At 50.1% G+C, this 25,252-nt stretch carries 23 protein-coding genes and 3 tRNA genes; 6 read left to right on the top strand and 20 right to left on the bottom strand.

The genetic code is table 11. The annotated features are described in order from the left end of the window. Window positions 1–26 precede the first annotated feature (26 nt). From H8K43_RS07055 to H8K43_RS07045, 3 genes are all read left to right on the top strand, one after another. Window positions 27–102, top strand: a tRNA-Asn gene (locus tag H8K43_RS07055). Between the two features lie 150 nt (window positions 103–252). Further along, window positions 253–328, top strand: a tRNA-Asn gene (locus H8K43_RS07050). Window positions 329–856: 528 nt separating this feature from the next. Next, entirely contained in the window at window positions 857–2,818 is a 1,962-nt protein-coding gene (locus H8K43_RS07045) for a methyl-accepting chemotaxis protein (RefSeq protein WP_186903172.1), read from the top strand. A gap of 80 nt (window positions 2,819–2,898) precedes the next feature. Here the strand turns inward: H8K43_RS07045 and H8K43_RS07040 are convergent, their stop codons facing one another. From H8K43_RS07040 to H8K43_RS06985, 12 genes are all read right to left on the bottom strand, one after another. After that, window positions 2,899–3,273 (bottom strand): MerR family transcriptional regulator, encoded by a 375-nt coding sequence (locus tag H8K43_RS07040; protein ID WP_186903171.1) that lies wholly within the window; start codon window positions 3,271–3,273, stop codon window positions 2,899–2,901. Window positions 3,274–3,282: 9 nt separating this feature from the next. Then, a complete protein-coding gene (locus H8K43_RS07035; protein ID WP_162020102.1) occupies window positions 3,283–3,696 on the bottom strand; it encodes an integration host factor subunit alpha in 414 nt (137 codons plus the stop codon). Window positions 3,697–3,737: 41 nt separating this feature from the next. After that, entirely contained in the window at window positions 3,738–6,164 is a 2,427-nt protein-coding gene (gene pheT, locus H8K43_RS07030) for a phenylalanine--tRNA ligase subunit beta (protein WP_186903170.1), read from the bottom strand. Window positions 6,165–6,329: 165 nt separating this feature from the next. Beyond that, complete coding sequence (gene pheS, locus H8K43_RS07025; RefSeq protein WP_186903169.1) at window positions 6,330–7,346, bottom strand: phenylalanine--tRNA ligase subunit alpha; 1,017 nt, start codon at window positions 7,344–7,346, stop codon at window positions 6,330–6,332. A 126-nt stretch (window positions 7,347–7,472) separates the two neighbouring features. Further along, the gene (rplT, locus tag H8K43_RS07020; RefSeq protein ID WP_162020099.1) at window positions 7,473–7,832 is read right to left on the bottom strand and encodes a 50S ribosomal protein L20; all 360 of its coding nucleotides are present in this window, start codon (window positions 7,830–7,832) and stop codon (window positions 7,473–7,475) included. Between the two features lie 28 nt (window positions 7,833–7,860). Continuing rightward, window positions 7,861–8,058, bottom strand: a complete 198-nt coding sequence (gene rpmI, locus H8K43_RS07015; protein ID WP_162020098.1) for a 50S ribosomal protein L35 — start codon at window positions 8,056–8,058, stop codon at window positions 7,861–7,863. A gap of 178 nt (window positions 8,059–8,236) precedes the next feature. Continuing rightward, entirely contained in the window at window positions 8,237–8,779 is a 543-nt protein-coding gene (gene infC, locus H8K43_RS07010; RefSeq protein ID WP_329604493.1) for a translation initiation factor IF-3, read from the bottom strand. Between the two features lie 50 nt (window positions 8,780–8,829). Then, window positions 8,830–10,740, bottom strand: a complete 1,911-nt coding sequence (gene thrS / locus H8K43_RS07005) for a threonine--tRNA ligase (protein ID WP_186903168.1) — start codon at window positions 10,738–10,740, stop codon at window positions 8,830–8,832. A 222-nt stretch (window positions 10,741–10,962) separates the two neighbouring features. Beyond that, window positions 10,963–11,039, bottom strand: a tRNA-Val gene (locus H8K43_RS07000). Between the two features lie 117 nt (window positions 11,040–11,156). Beyond that, entirely contained in the window at window positions 11,157–13,397 is a 2,241-nt protein-coding gene (locus tag H8K43_RS06995) for a RelA/SpoT family protein (RefSeq protein WP_186903167.1), read from the bottom strand. A gap of 18 nt (window positions 13,398–13,415) precedes the next feature. Further along, the gene (locus tag H8K43_RS06990) at window positions 13,416–13,766 is read right to left on the bottom strand and encodes a RidA family protein (RefSeq protein ID WP_186903166.1); all 351 of its coding nucleotides are present in this window, start codon (window positions 13,764–13,766) and stop codon (window positions 13,416–13,418) included. A 3-nt stretch (window positions 13,767–13,769) separates the two neighbouring features. Then, the gene (locus tag H8K43_RS06985) at window positions 13,770–14,642 is read right to left on the bottom strand and encodes an alpha/beta fold hydrolase (protein ID WP_230403734.1); all 873 of its coding nucleotides are present in this window, start codon (window positions 14,640–14,642) and stop codon (window positions 13,770–13,772) included. A gap of 183 nt (window positions 14,643–14,825) precedes the next feature. Here H8K43_RS06985 and H8K43_RS06980 point away from each other — a divergent pair, with 183 nt between their 5' ends. Further along, entirely contained in the window at window positions 14,826–15,620 is a 795-nt protein-coding gene (locus tag H8K43_RS06980) for a 3-hydroxybutyrate dehydrogenase (RefSeq protein ID WP_186903165.1), read from the top strand. 73 nt (window positions 15,621–15,693) lie between these two features. Here H8K43_RS06980 and H8K43_RS06975 read toward each other — a convergent pair whose 3' ends face one another. Continuing rightward, window positions 15,694–16,335, bottom strand: a complete 642-nt coding sequence (locus H8K43_RS06975) for a CoA transferase subunit B (RefSeq protein WP_186903164.1) — start codon at window positions 16,333–16,335, stop codon at window positions 15,694–15,696. A 14-nt stretch (window positions 16,336–16,349) separates the two neighbouring features. After that, a complete protein-coding gene (locus H8K43_RS06970; protein WP_186903163.1) occupies window positions 16,350–17,051 on the bottom strand; it encodes a CoA transferase subunit A in 702 nt (233 codons plus the stop codon). A 219-nt stretch (window positions 17,052–17,270) separates the two neighbouring features. Here H8K43_RS06970 and H8K43_RS06965 point away from each other — a divergent pair, with 219 nt between their 5' ends. Then, window positions 17,271–17,822, top strand: coding sequence for a LuxR C-terminal-related transcriptional regulator (locus tag H8K43_RS06965; RefSeq protein ID WP_186903162.1), 552 nt, complete (start codon window positions 17,271–17,273; stop codon window positions 17,820–17,822). 26 nt (window positions 17,823–17,848) lie between these two features. Here the strand turns inward: H8K43_RS06965 and H8K43_RS06960 are convergent, their stop codons facing one another. Together H8K43_RS06960 and H8K43_RS06955 are read right to left on the bottom strand one after the other, a co-directional pair. Further along, window positions 17,849–18,313, bottom strand: coding sequence for an acyl-CoA thioesterase (locus tag H8K43_RS06960; protein ID WP_186880069.1), 465 nt, complete (start codon window positions 18,311–18,313; stop codon window positions 17,849–17,851). Further along, on the bottom strand, window positions 18,310–19,086 hold the full coding sequence (locus H8K43_RS06955) for an SDR family oxidoreductase (protein WP_186903161.1): 777 nt from the start codon (window positions 19,084–19,086) through the stop codon (window positions 18,310–18,312). The genes H8K43_RS06960 and H8K43_RS06955 overlap by 4 nt, the downstream gene beginning before the upstream one ends. A 486-nt stretch (window positions 19,087–19,572) precedes the next feature. Between H8K43_RS06955 and H8K43_RS06950 the strand changes: the two genes are divergently transcribed. Then, a complete protein-coding gene (locus H8K43_RS06950; RefSeq protein ID WP_162020318.1) occupies window positions 19,573–21,201 on the top strand; it encodes an electron transfer flavoprotein-ubiquinone oxidoreductase in 1,629 nt (542 codons plus the stop codon). Between the two features lie 117 nt (window positions 21,202–21,318). Here H8K43_RS06950 and H8K43_RS06945 read toward each other — a convergent pair whose 3' ends face one another. The 4 genes from H8K43_RS06945 to H8K43_RS06930 form a co-directional block, all read right to left on the bottom strand. Beyond that, complete coding sequence (locus tag H8K43_RS06945; protein WP_186903160.1) at window positions 21,319–21,870, bottom strand: NUDIX domain-containing protein; 552 nt, start codon at window positions 21,868–21,870, stop codon at window positions 21,319–21,321. Then, a complete protein-coding gene (locus H8K43_RS06940; protein ID WP_186903159.1) occupies window positions 21,863–22,186 on the bottom strand; it encodes a DUF2818 family protein in 324 nt (107 codons plus the stop codon). The genes H8K43_RS06945 and H8K43_RS06940 overlap by 8 nt, the downstream gene beginning before the upstream one ends. Before the next feature lie 9 nt (window positions 22,187–22,195). Next, window positions 22,196–23,671 carry an NADH-quinone oxidoreductase subunit NuoN gene (nuoN, locus tag H8K43_RS06935; protein ID WP_186903158.1) on the bottom strand — a complete coding sequence of 492 codons (1,476 nt, stop codon included), beginning with the start codon at window positions 23,669–23,671 and terminating at the stop codon, window positions 22,196–22,198. Window positions 23,672–23,748: 77 nt separating this feature from the next. Then, a complete protein-coding gene (locus H8K43_RS06930; RefSeq protein ID WP_162020085.1) occupies window positions 23,749–25,242 on the bottom strand; it encodes an NADH-quinone oxidoreductase subunit M in 1,494 nt (497 codons plus the stop codon). Window positions 25,243–25,252 lie beyond the last annotated feature (10 nt).

Here is a 25,252-nt window from a genome sequence, read left to right as displayed (position 1 = left end):
TTACCGAAGATCATCAAATCTTCTATTCCCTGATAGCTCAGTCGGTAGAGCGACGGACTGTTAATCCGCAGGTCCCTGGTTCGAGTCCAGGTCGGGGAGCCAAATTCAAGGGCTTAACTTCATTGTTAAGCCCTTTTTCTTCGGAAGTGGTATACGCCGGAGAGAAGCAAAGTGACCAAGTAAGCAGTGAACTTAAGAAAAAAATCACTCGCAGCACAGATTGAAGAGTTTTGAAGATATTGTATCTTCTGTTCCCTGATAGCTCAGTCGGTAGAGCGACGGACTGTTAATCCGCAGGTCCCTGGTTCGAGTCCAGGTCGGGGAGCCAAATTTGAGGGCTTAACATCAATGATGTTAAGCCCTTTTTTCCGGCATGTATATCTGATCAATATTCCATGCCAAGTCACATCAGCCGCTCAAGCGGCATTATCAGACACCGCAGCCAGTCTGTTTCAGTATGGCGGCATCTCCCCAGTAACATCCCTGCTTTACCTAACCTGATTGCATCTGTGTTTGCGTAATCTGAGTGAGCCATTGTTGTGGCAAAAGTTGTGGCCAGCTTTTCCCCAATGCTCACTTACCTGGCCACAATTACGCAAACATCGCATACCGCACTTCCACGACACCCTCCCGTCGACGCAACTCGACTGCAGCACTTGCCTCCGACTACGATTGCTGTGTGGAAATTTCCCTTCAAATTCGAAATCGATTTCCTATAATAAGTATAGAAGTTGAGCCTCAGTCATAGCACTGTAACATTTAGTAACTAATATTGCCGAAAATCAAGTTTTATCTCTCACCGATATCTGCAATGACAACCGCCCTACTCACGCTACTCTCCCCCGCTATGCGTCTTATGCAAGGCTTTCGCATTACGCATAAGGTCGCCTTTGTCGCGATCAGTTTTGCTATCCCATTATTGATAGTGGTTGGCTTGCTATTTACAGAGATGCGCACCGAGGGCGCGATTGCACGTAAAAAACTCAGCGCACTAACTGAAATTCAGGCAAATAACCAGATTCAATCCGGCATACGGCAACACCGCGCACTGAGTCACATGCAAGCCCAGGGCAATAAGCAAGTCGCAGACAAGCTCAATAGCCTGGAAAAACAAATTCATGAGCAATTGCAGTCTTCATCGCTACCGGACAAACTCAAAAAGGACTGGCAAAGTCTGATCGCAGCCCAAAGCAGCAGCAAGCCAGCACAAAACTTTCAGAACCATAACCAGTTTCTGGAGAAAATCGATCAGTTGTCACGCCAACTGGCGAATGATAGCAAGCTGAATCTGGATGCGGATATCACGACCAATCAATTATTAAATATACAGTTACGCTCACTTCCATCGACAGAGGAAAAGCTGATGGTGATGACCGCGCGCGGTGCCGCGTATATCGATAGTGGTCTGTTTGAAGCGGGTGAAGATGTGATGCTGAATTCCCTGCTCATGAACGTCAAGTCTGAACAAAAACAATTACTGGAACAGATAAGCACACTGGAGCAAGAACAAAGCGAACTCAAGCCAGCATTGCAGACGATACGGACCGTGCTGCTCGAGAGCGACAAATTTTTCGCGCGCGCTCAGGACGAAGTGCTGGCCTCAGTGAATCAAAGCTCAGGTTCAGAGTTTTACACTGCAGGAACCGGCGCAGCAAAACAGATTGCTGATCAAAACCAAAAGCTTGCAACTTTAATACAAAACAGGCTGACACAAGTAGTGACTGCGCTGGACTGGAAAATTTATCGCATGTTTGCCGGAATTTTTGTACTGATCGCGGTAGCGACTTATCTGCTGGCTGGGATCTATTTCGCGCTGTCACGTGACATCCATCAGCTAACCGCAAGCATACAAAAAACCGCCTCCGGTGATCTGGTACCGGAACAGGTACAAGCTGGTAAAGACGAGATTTCTCAGCTGCTGAGCGCCGTTAATCAAATGAAGAGCGGCTTAGGCAGCCTGGTTGCAGATATACGTCTGAACGCGGACAGCATCGATACTATCGCCAAGGAAATTCATCAGGACAACAGCGATCTGTCTGGCCGCACAGAAAGTCAGGCAGGATCGCTAGAAGAAACCGCCAGTGCGATGGAAGAACTGACCACTACCACCAAGGATAACGCAGCGAATCTGGCACAGGCCAGTCAGTTAGTCAGTGGCTCAGCACAAAGTGTACAGGAAGGCTTGCAAGTGATGAGCGATGCGATTGAGTCTATGCAAAGTATCACCAACAGCTCTAAAAAGATTTCTGAAATTATAGGTGTGATGGATGGCATTGCATTCCAGACCAATATTCTGGCTCTGAACGCAGCAGTGGAAGCGGCACGCGCCGGACAGGAAGGACGTGGCTTCGCGGTGGTGGCGAGCGAAGTCAGGAATCTGGCGCAGCGCAGTGCAAACGCCGCCAAAGAAATCAAACATCTGATCGACTCTTCGAGCGCAGAAGTCAAAAAAGGCAGTACCCTGATCAATAGTGCTGGCAAAACCATGCAGGTTATTGCCGAGAATGTGGAACAGGTATCGAGCCTGATTCATCATGTTGCCAACGCCAGCCAGGAACAAAGTGCAGGCATCTCCAGCGTGAATAACGCGATCAGCAGCATAGACCAGCTGACGCAGGAAAATGCCAGCCTGGTCGAGCAGGCGAAACTCTCTACTGAGCAGTTAGAGCAAAATGCAGCCACACTCAGCAAGGCCGTCAGCGCCTTCCGCATTCAGGAACATGCTGCCGCAACAGTCATACACGCAAGTGTTCCCCGAAAACACAGCGGCCGCCAGGCAGCTTTACGACATCAAAAACTGAGTATCGCCAGATCATGAGGTCCTGAGACTCAGATAATGAGGAGCATAAAAAAACGGTACTGTAAACACAGTACCGTTTTTTGTTTAACTGGTCAGTTTTAGCTAGCGAGCAAAGCCAGAACCGCTTTTAACTCATCCCGGATCTGATGCAGACTGACTTGTGGTTCCACTGGCCCCTCTGCTTGCGCGTTGCTACGCCCGCCGTGAGAACCCAGTTTATTTCTTGCGCCACTGATGGTGAAACCCTGATCGTACAGCAATTCACGGATGCGCCGCACCAACAGAACTTCGTGGTGCTGATAGTAACGGCGGTTACCGCGTCGCTTGACCGGTTTGAGCTGGGAAAATTCCTGCTCCCAGTAGCGCAGCACATGCGGCTTGACGCCACAAAGTTCACTGACTTCGCCAATCGTGAAATAACGCTTTGCCGGGATAGCGGGCAAAGCCTGAGTTTCTATCCTGATTTCCGTCATACATTCACATTAAGCAGCGTGAGCAAGGTTTTGCCCACTGGTTTCATCAACCATACCTTTCAGCTTTTGGCTGGCATGGAAAGTCACGACACGGCGTGCCGTGATCGGAATTTCCTCGCCAGTTTTGGGATTGCGCCCCGGACGCTGTGGTTTGTCACGTAACTGAAAATTACCGAAACCCGATAATTTGACTGCTTCGCCGCGCTCCAGCGCATCACGGATTTCAACGAAAAAAGTCTCTACCATGTCCTTGGCTTCACGCTTGTTCAGGCCAACCTGCTCGAACAACAATTCAGCCAGTTCAGCCTTGGTCAGGGTAGGTAATTCTTTTTCCGCCTGCGAGCGCGCTCTGGCCGCCTGCATGGCACGATTCAGATCCGCATCCAGTACTGACTGAAATTCAGCGGAATGTACATCATTCATTATCAAACTTCTCTCATTTACGTAACAGCACAAGCAAGAACTTAACGCAATTTCGCAGCATACTGCGCTGCAGCCGCCGCTGTCAAAGCTGTCATAGCAGCTTCAACACGATCATCCTGCAGGGTAGATTGAGTATCTTGCAAGCTAAACCGGAAAGCAAGACTTTTCTCATCTTCAGCCAGACCTTTACCGCGATATTCGTCAAACAAAGTGACGGACTGCACGATATGACAAGCTGCATTTTTTTGTATCTCTGCCGCGAAAGCATCTGCCAGATTCTGCGCTGGAATATCCTGTTTCACCACCAGCGCCAGATCACGTGAAACGGCCTGGAATTTCGAAATTTCCTGATATACCGGCACTTGCACAGTTTGCAAGGCAGCGATCTCTACCTCGAACACGACCGGCGCCAGCGGCAAGTCATACTTCTGCTGCAGGCGCGGATGCAGTTCACCGATAAATCCGATAGCTTTACCAGCCAGCTCGATGCGTGCACTGCGGCCAGGATGCAGGGCCACATGCTCATCTTTCACGAACTTCAGGCTCAGCGGCGCAAACAAGGCTTCCAGATCCGCTTTCACGTCAAAGAAATCCGCATTACGTGCTGCCATGCCCCATTGCTCTTCGGCTACCGGCCCATACGCCAATGCAGCTAAGTGCTTAGGCTGATGATAGCCAGCGACGCTTAACGGACCATCCTGCACAGCTTCATCACGCAAATAGACAGCACCCATTTCAAAAATACGGACACGGCTGACTTTACGGTTCAGATTGTATCTGGCATTTGCAATCAGGCTGCCCAGCAAATTCGTGCGCATCACACTCATCTGACTGGCGATAGGATTGACGACGCGTATCGGCGCAGCATTACCGGCAAAATCTTTTTCCCAGGCTTCTTCTACAAAACTGTAGTTGATCACTTCCTGGTAATCCTGATCAGCGATCAGACGGCGGATAGCAAATAAGGAGCGCTGATTTTCAGGCGCAACCAACATCGCATTCGCTGCGACTGGTGGCAGTGCCGGGATGTTTTCAAAGCCATACACGCGCGCAACTTCTTCAATCAAATCTTCTTCGATTTCGATGTCAAAACGATAGGAAGGCGGCGTCACCAGGAACTCGCCGTCCTGATGGGTGAATTGCAGGTTCAGACGGGTAAAGATGTCAGCGATCTGCGCATCTGTGAGCGCAACACCTATCACTTTCTGAGCACGTGCAGTACGCAGTTGTACCGGGCTACGCTGTGGCAACTGTATGATCTGATCATCCACCGGACCCAGTTTGACCTGCTCAATACCACCGCAGATTTCCACGATCAGTGCACTGATACGTTCGATATGCTCAACGATGTTTTCAAAATCGACACCGCGCTCAAAGCGGTGCGCTGCATCGGTAGAGAAGTTATAGCGACGGGCACGACCCTGTATTGCAGATGGCCACCAGAAAGCAGCTTCCAGATAGATGTTTTGTGTATCGAGCGTGACGGCTGTAGAGTCACCACCCATGATACCCGCCAGCGATTCGATTTCTTTTTCATCCGCAATCACACCGACCCACTCATCCACATCCACGGTATTGCCGTTCAAGAGTTTGAGCGATTCACCGGCTTTACCCCAACGCACTTCCAGGCCACCCTGGATTTTGTCCAGATCGAACACATGGGTAGGACGACCTAATTCCAGCATCACATAATTCGAAATATCTACCAAGGCAGAGATTGGACGCTGGCCACTGCGTTCCAGGCGTTGCTTCATCCAATCCGGGGTTTCTGCTTTCGCATTCACACCACGGATCACACGGCCACAGAAACGGCCACACAGATCAGGTGCGCTGACCTTGACGGCTAATTTTTCAGTCAGCGTGACTGGCAATTCTTTAGTGGTCGGCAAATGCATAGGCGTGCCGGTCAATGCAGACACTTCACGCGCCACACCCAGCACAGACAGGCAGTCTGCCTTGTTTGGTGTCAGCTTGATGGTGAATTTCAAATCATTAAGCTGGTAGTAATCGCGGAAATTCTGACCGACTGGTGCGTCCGATGGCAGATCCATCAAACCACCGTGGTCTTCCGACAATTTCAACTCACGCGCAGAACACAGCATACCTTGCGACTCAACGCCACGAAGCTTGCCAACCTTGATCAGGAAAGGCTTACCGTCCGGACCTGGCGGCAATACAGCGCCAGCCATAGCACAAGGAACACGCATACCGACACGCACATTCGGTGCACCGCATACGATGTTAAGCAAGGTGCCGGTACCGACATCGACCTGGCATACATTCAGGCGATCGGCATCCGGATGTTTATTGATTTCGCGGATCTCAGCGACCACGACATTGGTGAAAGGAGGAGCGACCGGCTCCACCTCTTCCACCTCTAAACCAGACATGGTCAACAAATGGGACAACTCATCCGAAGTCATCTTCGGGTCGACCATAGTACGGAGCCAGTTTTCAGAAAATTGCATAATTCAGCCGTCTAATGTTGGATGTTTGAACGCCTGGCGTTCAGATTGATTCAGATTTCATCATAAGATTCAGGCAACCCAGTTCCAGTAAAGCGTGGCGACCAAGGCATGACTGAAATCGCCAGGAGCCTGAAGTCGCCGGAACCATGTGGTCTGTATCTTGCGTCAGTTAAATTGCTTCAGGAAGCGCAAGTCACCTTCATAAAACAGTCGCAGATCATTGACACCGTAACGCAACATCGTCAGACGCTCCAGACCCGAACCAAACGCGAAACCTATATATTTTTCAGGGTCCAGACCCATGTTACGGATCACCGCAGGATGAACCTGTCCAGAACCTGACACTTCCAGCCAGCAACCTTTCAATGGACCACTGCCAAAGGCAATATCGATCTCAGCGGAAGGTTCAGTGAACGGAAAATAAGACGGACGGAAACGCACCTGCAAATCATCGGTCTCAAAAAAGGCCTTCACAAAATTCAGATACACGCCTTTCAGATCGGCGAAGCTGATGTCTTCTGCGATCCACAAACCTTCGACCTGATGGAACATAGGCGAGTGAGTCGCATCGCTGTCAACGCGATAGGTACGACCGGGTGCAATCACCTTGATCGGCGGTTTATTCATGCGTGCATAACGCACTTGCATAGGACTGGTATGGGTACGCAGAAGTAACTGCTTACCCTGAGTATCATTACCATCCACATAGAAGGTATCCTGCATAGAACGCGCAGGATGGTTTTCCGGGCTGTTCAGTGCAGTAAAATTGGTCCAGTCGGTTTCAATTTCCGGGCCATCTGCCACGTCGAAACCGATAGAACGGAAAATCTCTTCCACCCTTTGCCAGGTACGCATGACGGGATGGATACCACCAACGCCACGGCCACGGCCGGGTAAGCTCACATCAATTGCTTCCGCGCTCAGGCGCGCCTGCAATTGTGCATTGGCCAGCGCTTCACGGCGCTCGGTCAAGGCATTTTCTATCTGCACTTTAGCGGCATTAATGATGGCGCCCTGTGTCTTACGCTCATCCGGGGATAATTTCCCCAGGCTCTTCATCTGTTCGGTAATCTGGCCACTTTTGCCCAGGTATAAGGCTTTAGCATTTTCCAGTGCAGCGGCATCCACAGCCGCCAGAAAATCAGCACATGCCTGGCTGACGATTTGATCTAATGGGTTCATGCGTTGTTCCCGCTTACATAGAAGCTGAAATAATGAGCTGAAAACAAAACGGGGCATAGGAATCAACCTCTGCCCCGCTTGATAGATGCAGTCTGCGTACAGACTGCATCAACTACTGATACTGTATTACGCTGCCAGGTTGGCTTTGACTTGATTAACAATCGCAGCAAATGCTGGTTTGTCGGTCACTGCCATGTCAGCCAATACCTTACGGTCGAGTTCAATCGCGGCTTTTTTCAGGCCGTTCATGAATACGCTGTAAGTCATACCGTGTTGACGTGTCGCTGCATTGATACGTGTGATCCACAGAGCGCGGAATACACGTTTCTTGTTGCGGCGATCGCGGTATGCGTATTGACCAGCGCGCATAACTGCTTGCTTAGCAATACGGAATACTTTACTACGGCGACCACGGTAACCTTTTGCAAGGTTCAGTACTTTTTTATGACGGGCACGAGCTGTAACCCCACGTTTTACTCTAGGCATAATTACTCCTTAAATAATGAGTATGAGGTTAAGCAGTTGGCATCATGCGCATAACGGAAACCATGTTGGTGTCATGAACACCTACAGCACCGCGCAATTGACGTTTGTTTTTGGTGGTTTTCTTAGTCAGAATGTGACGTTTGAAAGCCTGACCGCGTTTAACGGTACCACCTGGACGGACGCGGAAGCGCTTTTTCGCGCTGCTTTTCGTCTTCATTTTTGGCATAGCACTATCTGTCTTTTACGACAGCTCCAATTTTATATGATGGTAGGTGGCAGCAACGATCGCTACTCTTGGATGCCTACTTCTCACTTATTGTGACCCGGTCTGTAGACCGGATCTTGTAGTGCCCGCCAAAGCGAGCCCCACAAAACCTGAATTCAACTACAAGCTTTAAAAAAGCTTATTTTTTCTTTTTCGGTGCCAGTATCATGACCATCTGGCGACCTTCCATCTTAGGAAACTGCTCTACCTGACCGTAAGGCTCGAGATCTGCTTTCAGACGCTCCAGCATACGCATACCAATTTCCTGATGCGCCATTTCACGACCACGGAAGCGCAATGTGATCTTGGTTTTATCGCCATCATCAAGGAACTTCACCAGATTACGCAGTTTGATGTTGTAATCACCATCATCAGTACCCGGGCGGAATTTCACTTCTTTCACCAAAATGACTTTTTGTTTCAGTTTGGCTTCATGAGCTTTTTTCTGCTCCTGGTACTTAAACTTGCCGTAATCCATCAAGCGGCAAACTGGTGGCTGCGCGTTTGGCGCAATTTCCACCAAATCCACATTGGCCTCTTCGGCTAAGCGAAAAGCCTCACTCAGTTTGACGATCCCCAGAGGTTCATTATCAACGCCAGACAAGCGCACTTCAGGCGCGGTAACTTCACCGTTGATACGATGTGTTCTTTCGGTAGCTATTGCAGTTTCCTTTAAAAAAATAAAATCTTTACCGTGCGATCTTGCCAAAAGGGAAGATTGCCGCGCATCTGTTAAACCTTAGTTGCTATCTCGTCATGCAGACGGGAAATGAAGGTATCAATAGGCATTACGCCCAGATCCAGATTGCCACGCGTACGCACAGCTACGGTGTTTGCATCCCGCTCTTTATCACCGACAACAATGATATAAGGCATTTTTTGTATAGAATGCTCGCGTATTTTATAGGTTATTTTCTCATTGCGCAAATCAGTATTTACCCTAAATCCTTGTTTCTTCAGGATTTCTGCAACATGCTGGGCGTACTCAGCTTGCGATTCGGAAATATTCAGCACGGAAACTTGCAATGGAGATAACCATAATGGCATCGCACCAGCATGATTTTCAATCAACATGCCAATGAAGCGCTCCAGTGAGCCCACGATGGCACGATGCAACATCACCGGCACTTTGCGGCTATTATCATCCGCCACATACTCCGCACCCAGGCGACCTGGCATGAAGAAATCCACTTGCATCGTACCAACTTGCCATGGACGACCCAGACTGTCTTTGAGGTGATACTCAATCTTAGGACCATAGAAAGCACCCTCGCCCGGCAACTCTTCCCACGACTCTACACCACAGGCGCGCAGACCGGCACGCAAGGTTTCTTCGGCGCGATCCCAGACTTCATCACTACCAATACGGTTTTCAGGGCGCAACGCCAGCTTGATAGAAATCTGTTCAAAGCCAAAATCCGCATATACTTTCATTGCCTGCGGATGGAAGGCCATTACTTCAGACTGAATCTGCTCTTCAGTACAGAAAATATGACCATCATCCTGGGTAAAGCCGCGCACGCGCATAATGCCATGCAAGGCACCGGACGGCTCATTACGATGGCACTGGCCAAACTCACCGAAACGCAGCGGCAAATCACGGTAGCTCTTCATACCGGAATTAAAAATCTGCACATGCCCAGGGCAATTCATCGGCTTCAACGCATAAGTACGGTTTTCCGACTCAGTGACAAACATATTGTCTTTGTAGTTATCCCAGTGACCGGTTTTCCCCCACAGACTACTGTCCAGAATTTGTGGACCTTTCACTTCCTGATAACCACATTCCTGATAGACCTTGCGCATGTACTGCTCAACTTGTTGCCAGATAGTCCAACCCTTGGCATGCCAGAACACGAGACCTGGCGCCTCATCCTGAAAATGGAATAAATCCAGCGCTTTTGCCAATTTACGATGGTCGCGTTTTTCCGCCTCTTCCAGCATATGCAGATAGGCTTCCTGGTCTTCTTTTTTAGCGAAAGCTGTACCATAAACACGCTGCAGCATTTCGTTTTTAGAATCACCACGCCAGTAAGCACCCGCCAGCTTCATCAGCTTGAACACCTTCAACTTGCCGGTCGATGGCACGTGAGGACCACGGCACAGATCCGTGAAATTACCTTCAGTGTAGAGCGACACATCCTGATCAGCCGGGATGGAAGCGATAATTTCCGCTTTATAGGCTTCACCAATAGATTTGAAGTAAGCCACCGCTTCATCACGCGGCACCACCTTGCGTACCACTTGCTCATCTTTCTTAGCAAGCTCTTGCATTTTCTTTTCAATCAGCACCAGATCGTCAGGCGTGAATGGACGCTTGTAAGAAAAGTCGTAGTAAAAGCCATTTTCAATGACCGGGCCTATGGTTACCTGCGCATCAGGAAACAGTTCTTTTACCGCATAAGCCAGCAAATGCGCAGTCGAGTGACGAATCACATCCAGACCATCCGCATCTTTATCAGTCACAATCGCCAGCTCTGCATCTTTTTCAATCAGAAACGAGGTGTCTACCAATTGACCATCCACACGCCCGGCCAACGCTGCCTTGGCCAGACCAGCACCAATGCTGGCAGCCACTTGCGCAACCGTCACTGGCGCATCGAATTGACGTTGCGAACCATCAGGAAGTTTTACTGAGACCATGTCACTCTCCAAAGTGGCAGAAGTTTGCCGAAAATGTGTAATTGAAAATTTGAAAAAATCTGGACGAAAAAAAAGCACGGCTAGCCGTGCTTTTTCCAATTTGATTCAGACGAAAAAGATCCCCGACTAGAGTCGCTCCCAAACCATTTTAGTGGTAGTTCGCGGTGTCATAACCAGGATGCCTTTCTCGCTCTTATCTAAGAAGTTAAACTTCTAAATCTGTGGTAGACACGATTGGACTCGAACCAACGACCCCTACCATGTCAAGGTAGTGCTCTAACCAGCTGAGCTACGCGTCTAAAGAAACCAAAGTATAGCAGAGCATGTATGAATATTGCTAGTCCCCCCAAGCACTTTTTTGCTTTTCCAGCCAGTTCAGGCTAGCGCAGAGAGCAGAAAGCCCGCATAAAAACCGCTTATTGCCTACGTACTTCCTGCACCCCACCCACCTCACGTATCACGCTCAGCGCCTTTTGCAATTGGGTCGTACCTGAGATTTCCACCGTAAACGACATGCGTGCCTGCGATTTCGCGCTCTGGGTATTGACGCCAATCACATTGATTTTTTCACGCGAAAAAATTTCAGAAATATCGCGCAACAAGCCCTGCCTGTCCTGCGCCATGACATAGATATCAACTGGGTAAACCGTATCTTTACCCCCATCGCCCCAGGTGGTCTGGATCACCCGTTCAGGCGCTCTGTTGCGCATTTCCCCAAAGTTTTTGCAATTGAGGCGATGGATAGACACACCCTTACCGCGCGTGACGAAGCCAACGATATCATCTGGCGGAGCCGGCTTACAGCAGCGTGCCAGCTGTGTCATTAAGCCATCCGTACCCACCACCAACACACCTGACTTAGCACCCTGTGTCACACTGGATGCACGACTCTTATTGGTGATGGCCTGCTCATTAATCTCATCTGGAACCACAACATTGTCACGCAAAACAGTCTCTACCTGGCGCAGACTGAATTCATCCTTACCGACCGATAAGAAAAATTCATCCACCGCCGCAAAGCCCAATTTACGCGCGAGCTCTTCCAGATTAACCGCCGTTTTCCCTTCGCGCTGCAAGGTTTTTTCGATCAGTGCACGTCCATTCGCCAGCGTTTCCTGCTGATCTATCGCATTAAACCAGGCGCGGATTTTGGTGCGCGTACGGGTGCCGGACGAGTACTCAGGACTCAGCCAGTCACGTGAAGGCCCAGCCTGAGCAGATCCCAGCTTGAGGGTAATAATTTCTACCGTCTGGCCATTTTTTAGCCGGGTATTCAGCGGCACCATCACATTATCGACGCGCGCACCACGACAGCGATGCCCTACATCTGTATGCAACTGGTAAGCGAAATCCACCGGCGTTGCGCCATTTGGCAACTCAATCACTCTGGCCTGCGGGGTCAACACGTAGATGCGATCATCCAGAGTGGCGGACTTCAGCCTTTCTACCCATTCACGCTGTACATCTTCCTGCTCCACCACCACATCCGTGACATCGGTTTTCCAGGCGAGTAATTGCCTTAACCAGGCAATCTTTTCATCATATTCCTGAGCCGTGAAATTGGACCCACCGGCTTCTTTATAACGCCAGTGTGCTGCCACACCATATTCAGCAAACTGATGCATCTCTCTGGTGCGTATCTGCACCTCCAGCGGGCGTCCATCCTCAACGACCACCACCGTATGCAAAGATTTGTACCCGTTAGACTTGGGGCGAGAAATATAGTCATCAAACTCTTTAGGAATCGGCGCCCAGGCATTGTGTACGATGCCCAAAACGGTATAACAATCCTTGATATCATCGACGATCACACGGAAGGCGCGCACATCGTACAACTCATCAAAATTGACCGATTTTCCCTTCATCTTTTTCCAGATACTAAAGATGTGTTTGGGACGACCGGACACTTCTGCCGTAACGCCTGCAAGCTTTAACTCAGCATTGAGGCGCGCAATCGCATTCACTACAAAACTTTCGCGCTCAACCCGTTTTTCTTCCAGCATTTTGGCGATACGCTTGTACTGAGCCGGCTCCAGAAAGCGGAACGACAAATCTTCCAGCTCCCACTTCAATTGCCAGATACCGAGGCGATTAGCCAATGGCGCATACAAGTCCATGGTTTCACTTGCATATTGCTGAGCAGCGCCGTCTTCGCGCTTACATTCAGCAAAGTAACGTAAGGTAGTCACTCTGGACGCCAGACGTATCAACACCACACGCATATCGTTCGCCATTGCGAGCACCATCTTACGCAAGGTCTCCATCTGCGCCGCAGTCTTTTCTACAGCATCCTTACCATTGCCAAATTCATGTTGCGTCAACGCCGCTTCACGCAACTTCATCAGGCGACGTATGCCTGTCACCAGCTCATCCACTTCTTTGCCGAACAGGGCTTCAATTTTCTTAGCCGCTTCAGGATGCAGATCAGGCAATTCAAACAACAATGCAGCGATCCGGGAATCCACATCGGCGCGCAACATGGCAAGCGTGGATACCACACCACGCACAAACAGCAAGGCATTTTGTTCAGTAATGATAGAGCGGGCCTGATAATACGGCGTGACAAACTCCAGTGCTGCAATCAGCCTGTCCTTATCAGCCTCTGATAAGCCTTCCAGCAATTGCGACTCGGACATTGCGACAGATATGGAAACCATGTTCTTCTAAATTCTTCTTTATTTTTGCGCTGCTGTAACAACGATTTCGATTAACCAGTCTGGATCAGCGAGGCGTGCCTCAACTGTGGCGCGCGGTGGCGAACTACCCTGCGCCACCCATTGATCCCACACTTCATTCATCGCACCTATCATGCTGATATTGCGCAAAAATATCTGACAAGACAAAATGCGCGACTTGTCGCTGCCAGCCTCTGCCAGCAAGCGATCAACATGCCCAAGCACTTCAGCAGTTTGACCGTAGATATCTTGCTGCGTGTTTTCAGGAATTTGTCCAGCCAGATACACTACGCCGTTATAGATGGCGGTTTCTGACAAGCGTGGACCTACATGCAATCGTTGAACTTCCATATTTCACTTTCCATATGCTGATAAAAAATCCTGTATGAGCTGAATTTGCGCTGCATCCTGCAGCGTCGGTGCGTGTCCGACACCGGCAATTTCAGCCAACTGCGCCTGCGGCCCGCGCCGCCCCATTTCCTGGGCTGTTTCCCGTGACAATAAGTCTGACAATTCACCACGTATCAGCAAGGTGCGGGCGCGGATGGCATCGTAAGCAGCCCACAAAGCCGCCTGACCCGCGACAGCCATCTCCGGCGTGGTCGCTTTAAATGGTTCAGCCAAGCCCAGGTCATAATGCTTGCGCCAGCTACCGTCTTCATTTTGACGCAGCACATCCCGTGCCAGCTTGCGCCATTGCGCATCGGTATGCGGTCCAAATGAAGCAGATACCGCCTTGATATACGCCAGTCCCGCGTCAAAATCAGCAAATTGGGTATCCTGACCGATGTAAGAACCAATACGTGCAATGGCTTCCGGATTCAGTGTAGGCCCGACATCGTTCAACACCAGTTGACGGATGGGATTCCCCTCTAAGGCAGCCAGGCCCATGCCGATTAAGCCGCCCATCGAAGTACCTATCCAGTCTACCGATTGCGCACCGCTACGTGCCAGCAGAGTCACCATATCACTCACATACTGTGGCAAGACGTAAAAAGCAGGATTACGCAAACGATCAGAATAACCACGCCCCACAACATCCGGGCAGATCACGCGGTATTCGCCGGCAAAATGCCGGGCAAGCTCATCGAAGTCGTCCCCTACCCGTGTCACACCATGCACACAGATCAGCACATTAGGGTTTGATGGATCACCCCATTCCCGATATGCCATTTTATGAAGTCCGGCAGGAGACAGGCATTGCACATATTTACGATCTGCTGACATAAGGCGACCTTATCAAATGAAACTGAGTGAAAGTTGAGTTAAAGATGCGTTGCAGCGCTACAGGACGGTAATACAGCGCTTAAGCTGTTACAGTAAACTCCCATTTTACCCATCGTTGCGCTTAAAATCATTGTTAATCCGCATTCAATCTCATTTCTTTAATATCAATTTTCAGGAGAGCTCATGTCTGCCTCAACTTTACGTGGAAAAACTGCGCTGATCACCGGCTCTACCTCAGGCATAGGATTGGGCATCGCCCGTTCACTGGCTGCAGAAGGTGCCAATCTCATTCTCAACGGTTTTGGCGATGCGAACGAGATCGCAAAAATTCAGGCTGATCTGCACACTGAATTCGGTGTCGATGTCGGCTATCACGGTGCGGACATCAGTAAAGCAAGTGAAATTGTAGCGATGATGAGCTATGCCACGGCACGCGCTGGTGGCGTCGATATCCTGGTCAATAACGCAGGCATACAGCATGTCGCCGCGATCGAGGATTTTCCGGTCGAAAAATGGGATGCGATTATCGCGATTAATCTGAGCTCCTGCTTTCATACCACGCGCCTGGCTTTACCCTATATGAAGGAGAAAAACTGGGGCCGCATAATTAATCTGGCTTCCGTGCATGGCTTAGTCGCTTCGGCACAAAAATCTGCGTATGTCGCTGCCAAACATGGATTGATAGGACTGACTAAAACGACCGCATTGGAGACCGCGCAAACTGGCGTGACCTGCAATGCGATCTGCCCTGGCTGGGTATTGACGCCACTGGTGCAAAAACAAGTGGATGCGCGTGCTGCCAAAGACAACCTGAGCAATGAAGAAGCCAAGAAAGCCTTGCTCGCTGAAAAACAGCCGTCCGGCGAATTTGTCACGCCTGAACAATTAGGCGCCCTGGCCGTATTCTTTTGCAGCGATGCAGCGACTCAGATTCGTGGCGTGGCCTGGAATATGGATGGTGGCTGGGTCGCGCAATAAGGTCGGTAGCGCCGCTAACAAAAAAGCCAGTACGGGTCTATCCGGACTGGCTTTTTTTTACTGACAACGCAGTTTATTGTACTGCGCTGAGGTCCAGTTTTGCTTCGGTCTTAGCCTGAATTTCTTCTGCACTCACACCGCTGGCGAGCTCAACGACTTTCAAGCCAGCCGGGGTCACGTCGATCACACCCAGATCGGTAATGATGCGGTTAACCACAGCGACCCCAGTCAGTGGCAGATTGCATTGATGCAGAATTTTATGCGCATCGCCTTTGGCGACATGCTCCATCAGCACCACGACACGGCCCACACCGGCGACCAGATCCATCGCACCGCCCATGCCCTTAACCATTTTGCCAGGGATCATCCAGTTCGCCAGATCGCCCTTTTCACTGACCTGCATCGCACCCAGAATCGCCAGATTAATTTTACCGCCGCGTATCATCGCAAACGAATCGGCAGAACTGAAAATAGAAGATCCCGCCAAGGTAGTTACGGTCTGTTTACCTGCATTGATCAAATCTGCATCCACTTCCTCTTCGGTAGGAAAAGGACCTATGCCTAACAGACCATTTTCAGATTGCAGCCAGACCTCCATCCCTTGCGGTACATGATTCGCCACCAGGGTAGGCAAACCTATACCCAGATTCACATAAAATCCATCTTGCAATTCTGCAGCTGCACGCGCAGCCATTTCATCTCGGTTCCACGCCATGTTGATCTCCCGGCTTAATTAGTTGGACGCGTTGTACGTTGTTCGATGCGCTTCTCAGGCTGCGCATTCACAACGATACGATGTACGAAAATACCTGGTGTGTGCACTTCATCCGGGTCCAGCTCGCCGGTTTCCACCAGCACTTCAACCTCCACCACAGTGACCTTACCTGCCATCGCCACATTGGGATTGAAGTTGCGCGCTGTTTTACGGTACACCAGATTCCCCGCTTTATCTGCCTTCCAGGCCTTCACCAGAGATACGTCCGCCACCAGGGAGCGCTCCATCACATATTGATGGCCATCGAATTCACGAATTTCCTTACCCTCAGCCACGATAGTACCGACGCCAGTCTTGGTAAAAAATGCAGGAATGCCGGCACCGCCTGCGCGCAGTTTTTCTGCCAGGGTGCCTTGCGGCGTAAATTCCAGTTCCAGTTCACCGGCCAGATATTGACGCTCAAATTCTTTATTTTCCCCAACATAGGAGGAAATCATTTTCTTAATCTGACGTGTGGTCAATAGCTGACCCAGACCAAATCCATCCACGCCTGCATTATTCGAAATGGCGGTCAGACCGGTCACACCGGAATCGCGCAATGCGCCTATCAGTGCCTCAGGAATACCACACAGGCCGAAGCCGCCAACAGCGACAGTCTGCCCATCTTGAACCAGTCCGGCCAGCGCACTGGCCGCATCAGGATACACTTTATTCATGTTTGTCCCCTCTCTTCAGGAAAATTCGTCAAAACGGCAAGCATATGGAGCAGCTATTCAATCGCAACGATACACACACCGGATCAGAAAAGATACGTCTTATAATCTTAGCCATGCAGCATAGATTGCTGCGTTATACTCCGCAATACCGTAAAACTACCTAGCGTTCGAGCACGCCCGGCCACTGAAGCAGCACATCAGGATTTATCTGTCAGAGCTATGCAAACCATCGATTTTGAAACGATTTTCCAACTGGCGCCCATAGGCATGTGCGTCTCGCAAAACAGGGTGATTCACGCCTGTAATGATGCGCTGGCTGAGATGTTTGGGTACACGAAACAAGAGCTCATTGGTGCGTCATTCCAGATACTGTATCCGAGCAGCGATGAGTTTGAGCGCACAGGTGCGAGAATCACGCCCATCATCAATGCCAAGGGCTGCTATTCAGACGAGAGAATTATGAAACGCGCCAATCAGGATTTATTCTGGTGTCATGTTTCGGGGCGAGGTTTACAAAAGGATCACCCACATGCGGCGGGCATCTGGACCTTTGAGGATTTGAGCGCGAAACGCAGTGTGTCAGCAGAATTAACTCCCAGAGAAAGAGAGATTGCTGCTTTGCTGGTCGAGGGTAAAACCAGCAAACTGATTGCACGGCAAATTGAGCTGAGTCCGCGTACGGTCGAAATGCACAGAGCCAAACTAATGAAAAAGTTCAGCGCTGCGACTTCAAGTGAACTGGTACATAAGCTGCTGGGTATTATGCGTTGAAACGCAGGCCTAAGCCAGTGTTGGAATCAAGTCCTGCGGCGCCGTCCGGCCTGCTTTAACTCATTGAATTTTTGCCGTATCGCTTCCGGAACTGCGGTGGCTTTTTCAGTCTGCCGGTCTACCCATACCACCTTGGCACCGCCCTCTGCATACAGGGTGTAGCCGCCATTGACCGAGCGCATCTCTTGTATGGTTTCAAAGCTGGTTCTGCCCAGTGCAGCAATATAGGTACAAACTTCCACCTGATCAGGATACTTCAGCGGCTTTTTGAAGGTGCAATGCGCATTGACGATCACAGCGCCATTACCATTCTCATCTGGCAAACACCCCATCATCGCCAGCCACTCTATCCTGGCCTGCTCCATAAAACGAAAATACACGGTGTTGTTCACATGGCCGAGCGCATCCATATCGCCCCAGCGTATGGGTATAGTAACGGTATAGACCAGCTTCTTATCCGCCGCCTTACGCTCAGTAATCACTTCTGTCATTGCACACTCAATCCATCATCCGCAGTCACGATAGCGCCGTTCAGGAAGCGGGACTCTTCCGCTGCGAGCAACAACAACAAGCCATCGAGGTCTTCCGGGCTGCCGACTCGGCGCCGTGGCAACAAATCGATCAGTTTTTGTCCCTGCTCAGTATCGAAATAATCGGAATTAATTTCAGTTGAGATATAGCCGGGGCAAATCGCATTCACATTAATGCCGTACTTACCCCATTCGACCGCCATGGCCTTGGTCATATGCACGACAGCCGCCTTACTCATGCAGTAGATGCCGATTTGTGGCAAAACCCGCAAACCAGCAACTGAGGCGATATTGACGATACGGTGCTGCTTGCGCGGATCGCCTTTATGGCGCGCAATCATGCGCTTCGCCGCTTCCTGCGCCACAAAGAAAGCACCACGCTGATTGGTGTCCATCACATAGGCATAATCGTCGGGCGTCACATCGACCAGCCGCTGCGTGGTCGAGACACCGGAATTATTGATCAGAATATCGATAGGACCTGCTTCTGTTTCAGCATGCGCGATGGCTGACTTAATGCTGGCATAATCAGTCACATCCAATGCCACCACATGCGCGGCGCCACCTTCAGCTTCAATTTCAGCACGCAGCTCTTTCAAGCGATCTATTCTGCGTGAAGCGAGTACGACCTGCGCCCCTGCCTGTGCCAGCACCTTGGCAAACCGTGCACCTAAGCCGCTGGAGGCGCCAGTCACCAACGCAATTTTGCCTTCGAAATTGACTTCAATACCCATTCGTCTCTCCGTTTTGTTAGGTATGCGGACCTTCTCTTAATTCGCTATGATGACATACAGATCACAAGTATGTTGCATGGAATTGGTACACATCGCTTTTTTTCACAAAATATGCAGGTTTCCGCCAGCAGATGATGCGATCCTTGCATGGCTCTGCCATAATTCAGCCACCCTGCAAAACAGCAAAACAGGATGGCTCGCTAACCCCGATTAGCTCAACAAACACCCAAAACCGCAGTTTGTCACACTCTCAGGCTAATCGCACTGATCTGTCACAGGCTCAGTTCACAGAAAATAATAATCTGCCGGAGATGCGGCAATTGAGGGTGGGATTCTAGGGGCGCGCGCCTAATCCAGAACTTGCAGAATGCGTTTTCAGCATATACCATGCTGTGACTAATTTAGCACGTTCGTTCGAAAAATTTTCTGAAAGCGATTACAGCCATGACACAAAACATTCTTGAACAGTACGGCCCCCGCGATGCGATGGAATATGACGTCGTGATCGTCGGTGGCGGTCCTGCAGGTTTGTCTGCCGCAATCAAATTAAAACAGCTGGCCGCAGAAAAAGGCAATGAAGTGTCAGTTTGCGTGCTGGAAAAAGGCGGCGAACTGGGCGCACATATCTTGTCCGGCGCAGTAATGGATCCAAAAGCATTAACCGAACTGATCCCGAACTGGAAAGAACTGGGCGCACCTCTGAATACAGAAGTAACGGAAGACCGCTTCCTGTTTTTATCAGAAACCAAAGCTTATAAAACACCGAACTTTTTACTGCCATCCTGCTTCCAGAATCACGGCAATTATGTGATCTCGCTGGCGAATGTAGTGCGTTGGCTGGGACAGCAGGCAGAAAATCTGGGCGTAGAAATTTTCCCTGGTTTTAGCGCGGCTGAAGTGCTGTATAACGATGACGGTTCGGTCAAAGGCGTCGCCACTGGCAATATGGGTGTCAATCGCGAAGGCGAGCCGGGTCCGGCCTTTCAGCTGGGTATGGAACTGCATGCAAAATACACCCTGTTTGCAGAGGGCGCGCGTGGTCACCTGGGCAAACAGCTGATCAGTAAATTTGATCTGAACAAAGGCAAAGATCCGCAAACCTACGGTATCGGTATTAAGGAACTGTGGGAAATCGATCCAGCCAAACATCAGCCTGGTCTGGTGATTCACTCCGCTGGCTGGCCATTGGATAGCAGCACCTATGGCGGTTCCTTCCTGTATCACCTGGAAAACAATCAGGTCGCAGTCGGTTATGTGGTGGGTCTGGGTTATGAAAATCCGTATCTGTCACCGTATGAAGAGTTCCAGCGCTATAAAACGCATCCGGAAATTCGCAAATTCTTTGAAGGCGGTAAGCGCATTGCCTACGGCGCACGCGCCATTACGGCTGGTGGTTTGCAATCCTTACCAAAATTGACTTTCCCGGGTGGCGCTTTGATCGGTTGTGATGCGGGCTTCCTCAATGCGAGCCGTATCAAAGGCAGCCATGCTGCGATTAAGACCGGCATGCTGGCGGCGAATGCAGTATTCGATGCCTTGCAAGAAAACCGTCAGTATGACGAAGTGACGGCTTACGCCAGTGCATTTGAAGCGTCCTGGCTGCATGAGGAATTGCATGTGGCACGTAACTTCAAGCCTTGGATGAGCAAAGGTCTGTACCTGGGCACCTTGATGGTGGGGATAGATCAGGTACTGTTAGGTGGTAAAGCACCATGGACTTTGCGTCATACCCATGCTGACCATGAGTGCCTGCGCCCGGCGTCCGAATTCCAGCCTATCAATTATCCTAAGCCAGATGGCAAGCTGACTTTTGACCGGCTGTCCTCAGTATTTATTTCGAATACCAATCATGCTGAAGATCAGCCTATCCATCTGACCTTGAAAAATCCGGACGTGCCCGTCTCTGTCAATCTGGCCAAATATGCAGGCCCGGAAAGCAGATACTGTCCGGCTGGTGTGTATGAGTTCACCAAAACGGATGATGGTCAGGATAAGCTGCAAATCAATGCACAAAACTGTGTGCACTGTAAGACCTGTGACATTAAAGACCCGACACAAAATATCGTGTGGGTGACGCCTGAAGGCGGTGGTGGCCCTAACTACCCGAATATGTAAGCAAAAAGCCGTCGCAAGCGACGGCTTTTTTATGGTGCTGTGTTTATGGCGCTATGATCGCACTGTGTATAGCACTGTGCTGCAGACTGGCGCCAGGCGCCGCTCTGCAGTCGGCACTCACCAGGTTTTACTGAGAATTTTTTCCAGCCAAAAAATACCAATAACAGTTTTCACGTCGGTGATACTGCCATCCTTCACCCAAGCCAGCAGCTGCTCCGGCGTTGCAAAAAAAGTTTCTAAAAATTCTTCTTCATCGAGGCTGGCTTCACCTGCCTGCAAGCCCTTGGCCAGATAAATTTCTAAGTGTTCATCTGAATAAGCGATAGCATTATGGATGGTACACACATGCTGCCAATCGCTTGCTGTGTAGCCGGTTTCTTCCTGCAATTCGCGCTTGGCACAGGCCAGAATATCCTCACCTGCATCAATTTTCCCCGCAGGGAATTCGATGAACACACGGTCCAAAGGGTAACGGAACTGACGTTCCATCAATACTCGCCCATCATCGAGCAAGGGAATGACGACCACCGCACCCGGATGCAAGATGTACTCGCGAGTCGCGGTCTTGCCGTCTGGTAGTGCAATCGTATCCTTATTCACCCGTAAGAAATCACCGTCATAGGCGAGTCGGCTGTCTATACGTTGCTCTCTGAGCTGATCATCACTCATGACGGAGGCTCCTGCGTTTTACCAGATAGCGCAGCACAAATCCGGGGAAACTCAATACCAGGAATAAGCACAAAGTCGTCGCATAAAATTCCCATCCTTGTGGGAAACGATTGCCGAGCTGCGCCTCAAGGAAAAAACCTAGTCCCAACACGACGAAGTAAAGCGCCAGCAATTCGAGCAACCGCACAAAGACAGGCTTAGAAAAAGAAAAACGCTGTAGCGCGACAATCGCGAAACAGCGTTCATTCAGAAAAGGCAGGTTTGCAGCAAACACTGCAAACCCTACCAATAACCAGACAGAGACTGAACTATGCAAAACTCACCTTTAGGAAGCCAGTGTTTTGACGATGGCGTTCAGGCAAGCGGACATCAGGCCACTAGGCAACAAGCCCATCACCAGAACCGCCAGACCATTCAGACTCAAAACAATACGTACGTCTGCGGTCGGGTTAATCAGGTTACTGTCCTGAGCTTCATCAAAGTACATCAGTTTAACGACGCGCAGATAGTAGAAAGTACCGATCAGTGAGAACAAAACCGCGACCACAGCGAGCCAGATCTGGCCAGTCGCAACAACCGACTGCAGTACCGACAATTTCGCATAGAAGCCCATCAGTGGTGGAATACCTGCCAGCGAGAACATCAACAGCAACATGACAAACGCGAACCAAGGTGAACGCTTATTCAGACCTTTCAGATCTTCCAGGTTCTCAGCTTCGAAACCTGAACGTGACAACAGCATGATCACACCGAAAGTACCCAATGTAGTCAGCACATAAGTGATGCTATAGAACATGGATGCGCTGTAAGCATCAGCAGCCAGAGCGGAACTGCCATTCGATACGCCGGACAGCAGACCCAGCAGCATGAAGCCCATCTGGGAAATGGTGGAATAGGCCAGCATACGCTTCAGATTCGTCTGTGCAATCGCGGTAATATTACCGATTGCCATGGACATCACCGCCAACACAACCAGCATCTGTTGCCAGTCAACTGCTTGAGGGAACAAACCTTCTACTAACAGACGGAAAGTAATCGCAAATGCAGCCAGCTTAGGTGCGCCACCCAGCAGCAAAGTCACAGCAGTCGGAGAACCCTGATACACGTCAGGTACCCACATGTGGAAAGGTACAACGCCCAGTTTAAAGGCCAGACCAGCCACCAGGAACACGATACCAAACACCAGGATGGTTTTGTTTGCGGTCGCAGAAGCAGCTACTTTAGATACTTCAGCCAATTCCAGAGAACCGGTTGCGCCATACAACATGGAAATACCGTACAACATAAAGCCGGATGCGAGTGCGCCAAGGATGAAGTACTTCATCGCTGCTTCAGTCGACACCGTATGTTCGCGACGCAGCGCGACCAGTGCGTACAGTGACAAAGACATCAATTCCAGGCCCAGGTAAATGACCAGGAAATTATTGCCAGAGATCATGACCATCTGACCCAGCAAGGAGAACAGTGCCAGCACATAGAACTCGCCGCCCAGTTTGCCATTACTCATACCGCGGTCTGTCACGTACTGACGGGAATAGACCAGTGTCATCGCAACTGCTGCATAAGACGCCAGTTTCAGCATGACTGACATAGGGTCAGACACAAACATGTTATTGCTGACGTACACCGATGTGCCGGAATCAGCTGTACCCACGGTCAATGCGGCAGTCACAGCGAGTGCCAGCAAACTGAGCACATAGGTCAGATTGCGTTTGCCATCTGACAGGAACATGTCGATCAGCAAAATGGCGCAAATGGCCACCAGCAAAAACATTTCAGGATAAAGTGGTATGAAGTTCATATTATTTCGTTCTACTAGCATTGATCGCTGCCGCAGCAATACGCCGCTGCGGCCCGCTTACCTGGCTACATCCTCTGTTAAGGTAATACCTTCGATGTTGCAACGTGCTTCAACAAATCGGATACCGAGACCTGCATTGCATCGGTAAATACTGCCGGATACAAGCCCATCGCCAATACCGCGATAGCCAACACACCCAGCATGAAGAATTCACGCATGTTCAGATCTGTGAGTTTTGCAACATGATCATGAACAATCTGACCGAATACCACGCGTTTAACCATCCACAGGGAGTAAGCCGCACCAAAGATCAGAGCAGTTGCTGCCAGCATGCCGATCCAGAAGTTAAACTTCACTGCACCCAGAATCACCATGAACTCGCCAACAAAGCCGGAGGTCGCAGGCAAGCCGCAGTTAGCCATGGAGAACAACACGAAGAAAGCTGCAAAACGCGGCATCGTGTTCACCACACCACCGTAGTCAACGATCTGACGGGAGTGTACGCGGTCATACAATACACCGATACACAGGAACATCGCGCCGGAAATAAAACCGTGAGAAATCATCTGCACGATAGCGCCTTGTACCGACATGTCGTTAAACATGAAGAAGCCTAAAGTCACGAAACCCATGTGAGCGATAGAAGAATAAGCTACCAGTTTCTTCATATCGGCCTGTACCAATGCAACCAGACCAATGTAAATAACAGCGATCAGCGACAAGGTAATCATGAAACCGGCCATATAGTGGCTGGCATCCGGTGCGATAGGCAGAGAGAAACGCAGGAAACCATACGCACCCAGTTTCAGCATGATCGCAGCCAGTACTACAGAACCACCGGTAGGTGCTTCAACGTGAGCATCCGGCAACCAGGTATGCACGGGCCACATAGGTACCTTGACCGCGAATGCCATCAGGAAGGCACAGAAAATCATAATCTGTGTATGCAGTGGCAAAGGCAGTTTGTGCCATACCAGAATATCAAACGAGTGACCTGCTTTGATATACAGATAAATCACAGCAACCAGAGTCAGCAAAGAACCGAGCAAGGTGTACAGGAAAAACTTGAACGCTGCATACACGCGGTTCGGGCCACCCCAGATACCGACGATGATATACATAGGAATCAGCGTCGCTTCGAAGAACACATAGAACAGCAAACCATCTGTCGCGCAGAACACACCGATCATCAATCCGGACAAGATCAGGAATGCGCCCATATATTGTGCGACCTGCTTCTCAACAACTTCCCAGGCTGCGATCACCACGATCACCGTGATAAACGCGGTCAGCGGTACCAGCCACAGAGAGATACCATCGATACCGAGTGCATAGAAAACATTAAACTTTTCTATCCACGAAAACTTCTCGACAAACTGCATGCCATGCGCAGCATTATCAAAGTTTTTGATCAAAGGCAAAGTCACAAGGAAACTGGCTAAGGAACCTATCAGAGATAAGCCACGCACCAGCCCTGGATTGCTGTCCCGGCCGAACGCCAGGACAAATATGCCGAACGCGATAGGGCACCAAATCGCAAGGCTGAGTAAAGAAGAGGTCGACTGCATCATGATTATATTG

Source organism: Cognatundibacterium curvum (assembly GCF_014284235.1).
In the GTDB taxonomy this organism is placed as follows: domain Bacteria; phylum Pseudomonadota; class Gammaproteobacteria; order Burkholderiales; family Burkholderiaceae_D; genus Undibacterium; species Undibacterium curvum.
The sequence above is the reverse complement of the archived record's forward strand: the minus strand, read 5'-3'. Positions and strand labels throughout refer to the sequence as shown.